This window comes from Candidatus Nitrosocosmicus oleophilus, assembly GCF_000802205.1.
Lineage (GTDB): Archaea > Thermoproteota > Nitrososphaeria > Nitrososphaerales > Nitrososphaeraceae > Nitrosocosmicus > Nitrosocosmicus oleophilus.
This window is the reverse complement of sequence record NZ_CP012850.1, coordinates 191,532-204,074: the sequence shown is the minus strand read 5'-3', so window position 1 is coordinate 204,074 and position 12,543 is coordinate 191,532. Positions and strand designations below refer to the sequence as shown.

Genomic DNA, 12,543 nt, shown 5'->3' with positions numbered 1-12,543 from the left:
AACTTTGGGATTGTATTCACCGAATCGTGCCTCACCGTTTTTGATAGTTATTGCAGACCTTAATAAATACATAAATTTTTTAGAAAAAAAATAGTTTGATGTTGTTTTATATACCTTTACAATTGTCTGTCAAATTCTCCGGTTATTACTTTTGAATTAGGGGAAAGAAGCCTTGCCCATTCTTCATAACCTTGTTGACATTCCTTATCGTTCGACATTTTCGCTACAAATTCATCTCTATGTTTCTTATCTTTATACGACATAATGGTTATCCACACGTCTTCATTATCTACACTAGCTGAAACTGATTTAGAAATGTTTTCAAATCCTTCCCAACTGGTCTTTACTGCAAGTCGAAATAACTCATAATGTACTTCCTCTTTTTCAAACATTTCGGATGACTTTTTTTTTCAAGTGCTGTTAATGCTTCGTAGTTACTTTTTGGTGATCGTGCGATCATAAATTCTGAATAACTGAAGTTTCTGTTATTACCTTGGTGATTGTTCATATTATGTTTCAAAATTACTCTAGAATAAATAAATAAAAAGGATAACTCCCCAAGGGGAGGTTTATTAATAAGAAAAAAAGTTGTTAATTGATCTGCCAAAACCAAAGCGTAATAAAATGGAATTATATCATGATATACTCAAAGGTATTTTAGATGAGCTAGTTGACAATGACAGTGGTGATGGTAATAGTAAAGTAAAGCCTACTCGAGTACAACTTAGGAGCAATCTTGCGTATGATAAACTTGCCAAGTATCTTAATGAATTAGAGAACAATAAAATGATAATAAAGAATCCACTTCAAATAACTCCCAAAGGAAGAGATTTTTTAAGGGATTTTGACCGAATTGCTTCCTTTTTGATAGAAATGGGTATAAGATACTTTGATTCATCGAAAGTAGTGGGGTTGAGAAATTAAAAATGGATATGCATGATGATAATAACGGTGAAATTTATTACCCACTGACATTTGTTGACCAATTAGAAAAAAACAAACATATCGTGTTATTATATGATGACCAAAAATATGCCTTTTGGATAATAGCTAGGTATTTTTTAAATGGGCTTAATAAGGGTGAATCATGTATTTTCTTTACTTCAGATAATCCAGATGAGATTGAAAATAAATTAAACAAGGAAGGTATTGATGTAAGATATTATAAAAATAATAACTTGTTACGTATCTATACCATTGAAAGATTGGATGATAATAAACTAGATACTTTAGGAGTGCTTAAGCATATAAGAAAAGATGCCACCATAGGAATGAAGCCACCATTTAGATTTGCAGGAAGAACGATAACAGATACAGAAACAGAGGAAGGAATGAAACTAGGCATTGTTTTGGAAGAAGTTGGGCATAATAATTTTGATAGTTTTAATAATTCGCAAATGTGTTTTTATGATATCTCTAAAATAGAAAAATCAATGAGACCAAGATGGATTCACGATCTGTTGAAAGTTCATCACTGTGTTATCTACGCATCAGAACCTTATAAAGCAGTAGCATTTGATACTAATCTGCTTGAGGATGAAGAATAATGAAGAAATTTGAGCTGAAGGACCACAGTCAAGGCCTTTTTTGAATTTTTTGTTGGATAAAATTGAATAAGTAATCTATAAAATGATGATTTTTGTATTTGTCCCGTCGAGTATTGCAACAGTGTTCAAATCACCCCTTGATGTGTTAACTGCAAAGATTCTCATTTTGATAACACGAAGGTAGGCATTTGAACAAGACTTGTCCCCATGGATGCATTCAATTAAGGGATAAAAATTGAACTTGACAAGCAAAAATATTTCCTATATAGCTAATATTCTGATGGGCCATTCCTTGATTACAAATCTTGCAGTGTTTACAACAAACTTTACCTGTTGGCTAGTTACATTACCTTCTCATTTTGGATATCATTATAAATAGGACCCATAGAATAAAAACATAAATAATAACTGATATATTAGTTCATGATGAAAAATAGGTTTCGTATAGAGACTTATCGAATCAGAGGTTTATCATATGAAATAGGATTAATATTGACCTTACTACCAATCCTCTTGATTACCGTCGGAGGTATAACCTCCGTGAATGCAAGTAGTAATGAAATCAGTTGTTTTGAACGAGGCATAGTCGATGGGGAGGATCATCCTTTTAATCAGAGAACTTACAACAATTGCGGAGATGACTATCATCAAGGATTTCTTGAAGGATGTATGTCTGTAGAAGGCAATACCAGGGAAGTCTGTGAAAGTGCAACGGACGCTTAATCTAAAAAGATTAAAGATTACATTCCATCTTAAATCGTATCCCCACGAGTCCAAACTCCATGTTCTGTTATCTAGCAATGATATTATGATTCACCGGGATTTGGACCCTCTTCCAAACGCTCACATCAAATTAGTTCTAGATTCTATTCAACCTCGAATGGTGTTTACACGGATATATTCATAAGGGGCTGAACATTTGGAAAAGTGTAAAAAATCTATATATTGATTTTATGAATTTTTGAAAATTGTAGAAAGAGAACGACTATTCAGGATATTTTTTCCAACTTACTAAAATCACCAAACACTATTGATCCAGGAGTAATGAGTTCCATGGCTTCCTTATACAATTCGTTTGCCCTTTTATCGCCTTCCATAGCCTTCATAACTTCTTCTACATGCTTGGCATCTCTGTAGGAAAGTATTTCTAAATTTACATCTTCGTCATCATTTGCAGAAATAATTTTTGATACATTTACAAAATCCATCATGTTTTCTCTTGCATTCAATCTATACACAAATTTTGACACGCCGTGTTTCCTAAAAAAATCATCCGTTTGCTTGCCAATCTTTGCTAAGGCATCATGATTCTTCTTTGGGGCGCGGATAAAAATAATTTGGATCAGACCGCCGGTATCCTTTTGGTGTTCAAAGTTATACGAACTACTCATATGAATAGATATGATTTGATATTATAAAAATAACAAAGGGATCAATAGTATATCATTGTTACATAATCGTTCACTAAGTCGGTTTTAGAAATGGTTATTGATTTAATTTGGTATAATATTTTTTGATGGTCCCAACCGAAGTAGGATCCATTTCCAATATTCAACTACGACCTGACAGTTAGTATGGTAAATCATCGGATAATTTCAAAATGTATGGATGTAACGTTGCTTTTTTTATTTGATTTCATAGAGTAGTCATAGATTCTATTCGACCTTGAATCGTATTCCATGGATGTATTCAAGCAAAGATGAGAAATTTCGAAATTGGCTAGAGTTCTACTTTGCTTTATTATTGACCATATATGATACATATGGTCTGATGCATTTCGTAGTTTTGAGTTATTAATTTTTCCAATTATGGGGAGTACTTTTCACAGTATTATGTACACTCATTTTGTCCATTATTTGACATAAAAAACAAATGTGGAATTAGGCTTTAATTGATCAATGGTAATTATTGTCTTATCTTGTTCGTCATAAACTATATCTTCTTTTACTGACTGTAGTACCTTGTCTACTTTAAAAGAGATTTCTTTAATCAACTCATTACCTGATTTTATAGTTATCTTTTGACCTGTAAATGCAATATTAATTTTTTTTATCTTTCTTATTCGTTGATATAAATCGAAGAAGGTTGTCTTCCATGAAAAGGGAATTTTACTGAGCAGCTGTAATATTTGATTCCATTGTTCAAACAAGTTTTTTCTAGTAATAGAATCATAATTCCAATCATAAAAATAATGATGATAGTGGTTTAGAATACCTAGAGGTGTTCTTTGAATTATGGAATAAGAGATGGTATTGGATATCCATTTTACACATGTTTGTGAAGATCCTTTCTTATTTTCTGCATTTTTATTGGAATTTGAAATAGGATTTATTTTTAGCCTTCTAGGGATATATAGCATTATTCCCTGATTATGCTTGTTATTATAGTAATCGACATTAGACATGATAAAGGGAATAATAAATCCCACATTGGCAAATTTTTTTAAAAGTTTACTTGCAAAATATTTTTTAAAATAATTGGGAACATATGATGATCTAAAAAATCTATGGTAGTTTGATTGCCCATAGATAGGAATCATGCTAAGACATGATAGGAGATTTAGATTGTGCGTAGAAAAGTCATCAAATGGAGGAACAAACAAAACTGGATTAATATCAAGGGATTTTTTTATTATATCCCTTCCAATATTTACATAGGATTCAAAACCCATCTTGCTGTTCTTTCCATTGTGATCTGTATTTAGTGACCTATAATAATGAGTAAATGTATCTTTTATAGTTCTGTTTATATCTTCATTCTTTCCGTCAATCTGTTGACTAAACTCTCCTCGACCATCAATTAAATCATGAGTTACACCATGTTGAACAATCTCAATCTTATTGTGTCTGATCTTTTCTTTTAAAAATGTGCATAATCCTTCATTGTTCTCAATGGAATGATGTTCTGGAAAGTTCCTGAAATCGGGTGGGACACAAACATCATTAATTGTCTTTTGATAAGGTATCACAGATAGACTTATTTTGAATTGATTATTCCATGCGTTAGAATATATTGATTCTAGCATATTGCCCTTCGTAAAAAAATTAGTATCATCATCTCGAATTAAAATAGGAATTTTACCGTTGGGTCCTAATAGTGGAGTAATCGTCATCTATTACTAAAGATATCATTAATGCTTTTAAATCGTCCATTATCGTCATACTCTAATGGACCATACTTATATCAGATAATCACTCCATATCATCTGTTTTTGAATGAGGGCTATCTATTTTTACATCTTACAAGTTGCTGAAATAAATTACAAATGAAAAGTTAAGGAAATTCCAAAATATTTTGTGATTTGGTCGGTACAGCAACTAACCACTTATCGAATTTACAATTTATTAATATTATGGCATATGATGGTTATTTTGCCTATTGAAAATCAAATCAATTTTTTAGTAGGTTATTATGGGATCGGAATGTTCATGTAGATCTTCGTCAATTGTTGAGATCTTTTTTATTAGTATTGAAAAGTATAATTGTATTGGTTTCTAATCTTATTTCAGGTCCCTTTAAACTAACAAAAAAAGGTAAATGTATTATATAATATTTTATTCCTTTTGAATAAACTGACCTTGAATCCAATTTATCAGGGAGTATCTTCTTTATCGTTTACGTCGATGTCACCTTGTTCATCAGCATCTTCACCAGGTCCTTCTTCTACTCCTTCCTCCTCTTCCGCGTCGTCATCTTCAACAGCCGCAGACCCTGTCAATATTTCCATTTGGTCATCGGCTAAGTCTAATTGTTGTTCTGCTTGTGTATTATTACCGCTGTCTAAGGCCTGGATGGCTCCATTAAGATAATTCTTGATTTGTTGTGGATCAGCAGTTTGATCAAGCGGTTGTTGTGATACCTGTGCTGTATTGTTTTGAGCATTTGCATCCATACTAGTAGCAACAGTCAAAAATAGTGTTGCTAAAATTAATGGTATTAGACCGAAACTAAAGATTAGTTTTGTTTTCATTGTAATCAGCTTTACATAATATAGATAATAAGTAAATTGATACAAGGACCTAACTGTGTTCACTGGTTTAGGATTGAGAATGTCGATTTACTTTGTCATTTGTACCATAAATGTTTTATAGCTAATAACCAAAACAAAGAACAGAAGTAAAAACAGAAGAGTATTAGGATAACTCACTTGGTAATTTCGAATTTTCATGACTTCTTGTTTGCTTAATAATACCTAATACTTCGTCTACATATTTGTTAATCCCCTCGTTTGATGGATTTATGTCCATTTCCGTTAGTTCTCTCATTTTATTTCTGTTATCGTTTACTATGGATAACATCTTTTTAAATAAACTTTCATTTTTTAATGCCGTGCTACTGCATAAAAGGAATCTGACTTGTAATATACTTTTGATCCCTTCTATACTTATTAGGACCCTTCATGTCCTATTACCAATGACTTATCCTAATTTTCAAGAAAGTTTTTTTGAGTCGGTGAAATTAAACAAGAAGGAGATAGCAAGATCCTTAGGGGAATTATAGTAGGAATGAATAAATGGACGATAACAAAAAGGAAATGAGAAAATTAAAGATACAAGTACAAATGTCCATGGATGGTTGTATCGCAGGACCGAACAATGAAATGGACTGGTTGGTCTGGAATTGGGATGAAAAACTCAAAGAATATGTAAACAAGTTGCATCTGCCAGTCGATACCATTCTTCTGGGAAGAAAAATGACAAGTGACTTCATATCCTATTGGTTTGATGTTATTAACAAACCTGACGACCCCGAATACTCTATCGCTAAAAAAATGGTAGAAACACCAAAGATTGTTTTTACGAAAACATTAAACAAATCCGAGTGGCCAAATACTGAAATAGCAACTGGCGATCTAAAGGAAGAAATTACAAACTTAAAGAGCCAAGAAGGTGGCGATATCATAGTTTATGGTGGTGCCTCATTTGATTCTTCCTTGATTAAAGAAAACTTGATTGATGAATACTATTTGTTTATCAATCCTGTGGCAATTGGGAATGGAAAGACTATATTTGGGGACTTGAAAGAGATTCGCAAATTATCCCTTGTTGAATCAATGACGTTTGACCCTGGAATAGTTTTGCTCCACTATGAAGTAAAGAGAAATTGAAAACATGAGATCTGAATAAATAGATGGAAAAATCTTTGGTTTTTCTGTGTATTATTCTATTCCATTTCATGAACGACCTGTGTAAAGACACCCTTCCGGATCACTCCTACGCTAATATCTCTTCAAGATCTTATCCAAATTCTACCTGATTCCGTGTCATTAAATGCTGTGATTACGTTCAACCTTGAATCGTATATCCAAGCGCCTAGATTGTTACTAAATATCATTTCAAATCCATTAGATATTAAGCACTAATATGAATAATCCGGTCAAAGAGCTCTGTGATATTAGATATTATAGAACCCTACTACCATCGTGACCTTAGTTCAAGGATGAGAACTGTTACTATAATGGAAGAATATATAAGTATTCCAATCTTTTCACCATGAACCTAGCCTGATCCTTTCTAATTTCTTTATGGAAAAATTGCCCTTACTAGAAAGTAAGAGTAAGTTTTTTAGAAGTTGGATGAGTTGTAATTTATTATTGGGCAATAAATATGGTTACCAAAATGATGATACTAGCTCATTAATCTGAATTATTCAAATATCATTATGATGAATATTTGAACTTGCAATAGAATCCGTTTTTGCCGGAATTATCCCATTTCATTCCGTAGTCATTATATGAATAATTACTAGATTTTGATATTACGAGATCCGACCCAGGTGCAGCCGAGAATGAAGGGTTGGTCACTAACGCTTCTCTATTGGGATCCGCACCTTCTGTTCCCTGAATTTGAAGTTCCAATAAATCTTTGATTTGTAACCAACGACGTCTGCCCTCCACACCAAATTCAATTGGTACTGATTTTATTCCTAACATCTTTTCAATCAAGTTGGTAGCTGCAGCAAAAAAGCCTCCTGCTTGGCCTGAATATATTGTTACGAGACTATCGGTTTGTTCTTTTGTTGCCTTCTCGTCGATATATAGGGCTGCAGTCCATTTTGGACCTGTAAACATATTTCCAGGTGCATGGAATAACGCTACCACATTAATTCCATCAAGACTAACTTTATCATCAAATGTTCCATTTTGTATATGCCATGCTACAGTTACATCACAATGACCTTCATCTGGGTCTCCCTTAAATATACAGGGACATATTGAGTCACAATTACAGCCTTCAAAGTAGTCGCCTTCCATCTTCCACTTTATATTTGTTGCTGTCATAAATAATAAAATATGTAAGTAGTATAAATAAACATCGATAATACCCTTACACCAATAATATTTATTGTATTATTATTGATTGTTCAATATTCCTAATTGTATTATAACCTTTTGCCACTCAGAACTTAATCAGCGAGGATGAGAACTGTTATTAATAAATGGTATTATTTATTTTAATAGATCTATATAAAAACGGTTGTCGTTGTGATATCCTATTACTAATTATTTTCATTATCCAATCGTCATGATATTGCCATTTTGTAAGTATATATACATCCGCACTTTTAACCCCTTCAAAGGAACTTACCTTATCCAAAACAGAATCGATTGTAAATACATTTTCGCTAAAGAGTACGAAAGTCAGCCTATCCTCTGAATCAATTACACTAGGGCTGTACAAAATGTTCGCCTGAAATTCCGAGTACATGCGTTCAAGTACACTCCGACGATGAAATTTTGTGGTGATAATCGGAATAACAAATTGAATATATCCTATCATCACAGATGGACTACACTGGATTGAGAAATCTAATATGTTTGCCTCCTTCATTCTAGTAAGGCGTCTAGTCGTGGTTTTTTCAGAAATAGCAACTTCCCTTGATATGTCCGATATCTCTGTCCTCGCACCTGAGAACAATAAACACTTTATTATTCTCAGATCCGTTTCACTTAAATTAATGGATTCAACGCGGCGTTCTAAAGTAGTGATACTTACAACAGTTGCAGGTTCTAAGCGATGATTCAATGATTGGACAAATAGATCATCTAATGGTTTTTCGATGATTAGGGCAGCCACACACGTTCTTCCCATATGATGTACATGGTATGCAATGTCACCAAGCTGTTTTACACGCTCAATGACATCATCTTTATCTATTCCATTACTAGTTTTTACAAGTATAATATCTACCTTATATCCAAAAGCTGCAGGATTAACTCTAACTACAAATTTTTCGATGACTCCCTGATGTATCATCTTCTTGACTCGTGCCTTTACACTCTTTGATGTTAAGTCTACTGTTGAACCTATGCTGTTATAAGACCATCTGCAGTTCCTAGCTAATGTGGAAAGAATAGTCAGATCAGTTTTATCAAGTACTACTGCCCCTTCGTCCGCAGTCATCACTCATTTATTGCAAAAGTGAGTTATAAAGTTGTCCAATGTTGGGAGTTTCGCTTCCCCTAAAGATAAGTATCTGTATAGGTATTATTAGGGTATGAAAGAGTTTGAAACAACAAATAAAAAAGTTATACAACAATTGTCTACAATTGAGAAACGCAGTGGAGAATCTCCTAATACCATATCTAAAGGAACAATAACAGTTGAAGAAAAGTATGGAACAATAAGGTTTGAACGACGACTTAAGCATCCAAAAGAAATAGTCTGGAAGGCAATTACAGAACAAAAAGAAATATTCAGATGGTTGCCAGATTACAAAGGAACATTCGATGGGTACAAGGACGGTACGATTGATCTTTTGAATGTTGTATCTGGATCTCATGTTACAGGGAATATTCTGGTCTTTGATCTTCATCGCGTTTTTGAACATGAGTGGTTTATCGCTCCCAATCAAATGTTTCCCAAAGGAGAACCTGAATCGATTATCCGATGGGAGCTCAAGCAGAATGGCGATTCAGATACGCTTCTTATTGTGACTCACAACCACCTCACGAAATCGACAGCTTTAACTTTCGCCCCTGGTTGGCATGCATACCTAGATCGACTAGAAGCCATTCTAAACAATCAAGTACCGCCCAATTGGGCACATCGGTTTGCCGAGGTCAAAGGATTGTATTCAACGTGAGAAGGCTATCGCATACTTAAGTAGCCTGACTCAAAAAAAACTTGGTAGTCAGATCATTTGCAACTGATAAGATATTGCTATTGGTCTTAGGACCCCATTGCCACAGGGAACAGACCATAGAACCTTTAATAGAATAATTGCATTGGCGATACCTGAGCCAACGATGTTTGTAATAACTTACGTTAAATTTCTTGAGCGTAATAAAGTGTTCACAATATACAACTTCTTACCTCATTAACAACAATAAATGCCTTTTACCACTGCTAATTGCACAAACTAGTATTTATTTTAAGAAAAATTAGTCATATCAAATTTAAGCTTTGTCGGCATATCAAAAGAGTCAACTTGGACGGAAGGAGGTATTAGAGTTTTGTGGGATCGATTTAATACAGATAGTGATGGGGATGTTCATAATCATAATCATAATAGAACGAAGACTAAATCATTAAAAACATTTGATTGGATAAAAGCAGCAAAAATAATAAAAGAAAACAACATTCAAAATGCAAGCATAGGATTAGCTAATACTTTAGATGATACTATCTCCATATTACAAAATGGAAAACCAATTAAAATTACTAATAATATGTTTTTGTCCTGTGACTCTAATCCTGTCCTGATAAACAATGACAGTGGAGAAATAATGAATTGTTTTTTTAAGATCAATAAACAAGATGTGGAATATAACAATCTCCAAATTCCAAGTCCAATGGAAGAAACATGGGTATCGGGGTGGCCGAAAGTAGCCCTTGATATTATTAAAGAAGCATTTTACTATAAGAACATACGGGAAAACAAATTTTTACAAGTTTATTTGTTAAGCCCACTTTTCTGCCTTTGGAAGATTTTAGAATGTGGTTGTTTTTGACAATTCTGAATGATCTCATTATACATAAATATCTTGACTGTTACCATGCATCCAATGAATTCAAAGCCCGACCAGCTGTTTGATTATTTAACCGTTATATAAATAGCCTTATTGATCAGTTTATTAACCCCTCTACCACTGGGAACTTAATCCCTGGCGCTCAGACTACTCATTAATTATCTGGCTAGGCTAATATAACACAGATCCTCACGGATGAGAACTGTTATTGGTATCCATGGTAATGGAACTAAGCATCAAGACTTGCCTATATATTTATGTCCCCAGAACTAGCGAAGAATGTCAAACAAATAAGAATAGAGTTGGGCGTTTGTCAAAGGGGTCAAATGATGATTTTTTTCCTCATTTTCCAGAAATAAAATCGACAAAGGATGTGTCTTTAGACTATGCATTTTTGTGGATGGATCTTGTTATTTTACTTAGACTGTTAAAGTCCCATTCACACACTTATCTAGAATAAGACAAATAATTTTCTATAAAATGTTTACTTTGATAACAAACTGTTTCTATTAACAATTTTACCGTTGTTGATTATCAGTTCAATACTTTTTGTGTTACTGATGTTCTCAACTGGATTTGATGAAAGCACTATTAGATCAGCCTCTTTTCCCTTCTCAATCGTCCCTGTATAATTTAATATTCCTAAGGCTTCTGCACCATTTTTGGTAGCTATCTGAATAATATTTGATGTGGGTATTCCTGCATTTGCAAGCAATTCCAGTTCATGATGAAGGCTTTTTCCTGGAGCAAGGTCAAAGTTTGGAATATCAGTGCCGGTCAAAAGCTTTACTCCATTATCATACATTTTTTTTGTTAACTGCAAGACTTTAGGCCATATATGTTGACCGTTTGTTGGATCATCCTTTGCCATTGACTCATAAACGCTCAACGTAGGATCGACATATACATTATTTTTTACTAAGGACTCTATCATTTCATTTATTTCTTTACCATTGACCGAGACTAGTTGTAACCAAAGGAAATGAGCAAAAGGACCATCACCGTATTTTAGAAAAGTTTCCCTATTCTGAGATGATAGTAAGTATGGGCTTACTGGTACACCATGAGTAAGGAAATCAATTTTGTCATTAGCTGCCTCTGTCCAACTTGTCAAATATAGATGGCCAATTACTTTGAGTCCTAGAGAGTGAGCTTTATCTATTGCCTCCTTCACTAGATCAGGTGTCAGACCAACATACAATTTGATAAAATCAACTCCTGCTTTTGCCTGATTATTAATCTCTTCATCAACTTCTGATACTGAATTAACTTTCTTTTCTACAAAAGGTATTGAAATATTAGGTGAATTTAATAATCTTCCGGCAGTAAATATTTGAGGGCCTGTTACTTTTTCAGAGGACACATTATTTTTCAAACCCCCAGATAACTCGGTAGGGCCACCAGGATTCCTGATGGTTGTAATCCCAAAAGCCAAAAGCCGCTGCAGGGCCTCATCTGAGTATGTTTGGTTGAAAGAGTTTTTCATAACCCCAGCTACATGTGCATGCATATCGAATAAGCCTGGGATAATGTATTTACCTGAAAGGTCGATTAGAATCGAATTGGTATTATTTTTATAAAAATAATATTTGTCAGGACTATCTTTATCGATTACATCTATAATCTTATTTCCACTTGTGATTATTGTGGAGTTAGATCTTACATTAGAGTCACCATCTATAGTATTAGTATTGTATAGAATCAATAGATTATGTGAGTAGTCTGTATCATTTTGTGTGGATTTTGCTTTATTTGACTTTAGAGGTGGTAGTTCTAGCAAGGATTCTCCTAGTGAATTATCTGTATTGGAGGGACTGATTCTTTCTGCTTTCACAAAAGTAAAAACATCAAAAATATTATAGCCAATGGAAAAAATTAATATGATTGTAATTGAGTTTGTTAATATCTTTTTATCGAGACTTGTCACAAATTTTGACATCAATAATAAATTGACACTCCGATTATAGTGATTGATTTCTAGTTATTAAGATGCCTTCTTTTAAATTATCTATTTTAGCCAGTGTT

15 protein-coding genes are annotated in these 12,543 nt (G+C 33.5%); 7 read left to right on the top strand and 8 right to left on the bottom strand.

Features of this window, described 5'->3' with window-relative positions; all coding sequences use genetic code 11:
• Positions 1-116: 116 nt before the first annotated feature.
• Positions 117-392 carry a DUF1428 family protein gene (locus tag NMY3_RS01030; RefSeq protein WP_196817107.1) on the bottom strand — a complete coding sequence of 92 codons (276 nt, stop codon included), beginning with the start codon at positions 390-392 and terminating at the stop codon, positions 117-119.
• 196 nt (positions 393-588) lie between these two features.
• On the opposite strand from NMY3_RS01030, the gene NMY3_RS01025 reads away from it, so the two are divergent.
• The 3 genes from NMY3_RS01025 to NMY3_RS01015 all read left to right on the top strand — a co-directional run bounded on the left by NMY3_RS01025 (position 589) and on the right by NMY3_RS01015 (position 2,270).
• Positions 589-924, top strand: coding sequence for a winged helix-turn-helix domain-containing protein (locus NMY3_RS01025; RefSeq protein ID WP_196817106.1), 336 nt, complete (start codon positions 589-591; stop codon positions 922-924).
• Between the two features lie 8 nt (positions 925-932).
• Positions 933-1,547, top strand: a complete 615-nt coding sequence (locus tag NMY3_RS01020) for an MEDS domain-containing protein (RefSeq protein WP_196817105.1) — start codon at positions 933-935, stop codon at positions 1,545-1,547.
• Between the two features lie 492 nt (positions 1,548-2,039).
• The gene (locus NMY3_RS01015; RefSeq protein WP_196817104.1) at positions 2,040-2,270 is read left to right on the top strand and encodes a hypothetical protein; all 231 of its coding nucleotides are present in this window, start codon (positions 2,040-2,042) and stop codon (positions 2,268-2,270) included.
• 266 nt (positions 2,271-2,536) lie between these two features.
• Here NMY3_RS01015 and NMY3_RS01010 read toward each other — a convergent pair whose 3' ends face one another.
• The 4 genes from NMY3_RS01010 to NMY3_RS00995 form a co-directional block, all read right to left on the bottom strand.
• Positions 2,537-2,938 (bottom strand): DUF1428 family protein, encoded by a 402-nt coding sequence (locus NMY3_RS01010; RefSeq protein WP_196817103.1) that lies wholly within the window; start codon positions 2,936-2,938, stop codon positions 2,537-2,539.
• 461 nt (positions 2,939-3,399) lie between these two features.
• The gene (locus NMY3_RS01005) at positions 3,400-4,659 is read right to left on the bottom strand and encodes a DUF2334 domain-containing protein (RefSeq protein WP_196817102.1); all 1,260 of its coding nucleotides are present in this window, start codon (positions 4,657-4,659) and stop codon (positions 3,400-3,402) included.
• A 480-nt stretch (positions 4,660-5,139) separates the two neighbouring features.
• Positions 5,140-5,517, bottom strand: coding sequence for a hypothetical protein (locus tag NMY3_RS01000; protein ID WP_196817101.1), 378 nt, complete (start codon positions 5,515-5,517; stop codon positions 5,140-5,142).
• A 163-nt stretch (positions 5,518-5,680) separates the two neighbouring features.
• Positions 5,681-5,845 (bottom strand): hypothetical protein, encoded by a 165-nt coding sequence (locus NMY3_RS00995; protein ID WP_196817100.1) that lies wholly within the window; start codon positions 5,843-5,845, stop codon positions 5,681-5,683.
• A 215-nt stretch (positions 5,846-6,060) separates the two neighbouring features.
• On the opposite strand from NMY3_RS00995, the gene NMY3_RS00990 reads away from it, so the two are divergent.
• A complete protein-coding gene (locus tag NMY3_RS00990; RefSeq protein WP_196817099.1) occupies positions 6,061-6,654 on the top strand; it encodes a dihydrofolate reductase family protein in 594 nt (197 codons plus the stop codon).
• Positions 6,655-7,206: 552 nt separating this feature from the next.
• Here NMY3_RS00990 and NMY3_RS00985 read toward each other — a convergent pair.
• Both NMY3_RS00985 and NMY3_RS00980 read right to left on the bottom strand, forming a co-directional pair.
• Positions 7,207-7,827 (bottom strand): DUF1326 domain-containing protein, encoded by a 621-nt coding sequence (locus NMY3_RS00985; RefSeq protein ID WP_196817098.1) that lies wholly within the window; start codon positions 7,825-7,827, stop codon positions 7,207-7,209.
• A gap of 151 nt (positions 7,828-7,978) precedes the next feature.
• The gene (locus tag NMY3_RS00980; protein WP_196817097.1) at positions 7,979-8,950 is read right to left on the bottom strand and encodes an AsnC family transcriptional regulator; all 972 of its coding nucleotides are present in this window, start codon (positions 8,948-8,950) and stop codon (positions 7,979-7,981) included.
• A gap of 94 nt (positions 8,951-9,044) precedes the next feature.
• Between NMY3_RS00980 and NMY3_RS00975 the strand changes: the two genes are divergently transcribed.
• The 3 genes from NMY3_RS00975 to NMY3_RS00965 all read left to right on the top strand — a co-directional run bounded on the left by NMY3_RS00975 (position 9,045) and on the right by NMY3_RS00965 (position 10,978).
• Positions 9,045-9,632: an SRPBCC domain-containing protein gene (locus NMY3_RS00975; protein WP_196817096.1), complete on the top strand. Its 588-nt coding sequence runs from the start codon at positions 9,045-9,047 to the stop codon at positions 9,630-9,632.
• 370 nt (positions 9,633-10,002) lie between these two features.
• Positions 10,003-10,500, top strand: coding sequence for a hypothetical protein (locus NMY3_RS00970; RefSeq protein ID WP_196817095.1), 498 nt, complete (start codon positions 10,003-10,005; stop codon positions 10,498-10,500).
• Between the two features lie 241 nt (positions 10,501-10,741).
• Positions 10,742-10,978 carry a hypothetical protein gene (locus NMY3_RS00965; protein ID WP_196817094.1) on the top strand — a complete coding sequence of 79 codons (237 nt, stop codon included), beginning with the start codon at positions 10,742-10,744 and terminating at the stop codon, positions 10,976-10,978.
• Between the two features lie 24 nt (positions 10,979-11,002).
• On the opposite strand, the gene NMY3_RS00960 is transcribed toward NMY3_RS00965, so the two are convergent.
• The gene (locus NMY3_RS00960; protein ID WP_196817093.1) at positions 11,003-12,445 is read right to left on the bottom strand and encodes an amidohydrolase family protein; all 1,443 of its coding nucleotides are present in this window, start codon (positions 12,443-12,445) and stop codon (positions 11,003-11,005) included.
• Positions 12,446-12,543: the final 98 nt, after the last annotated feature.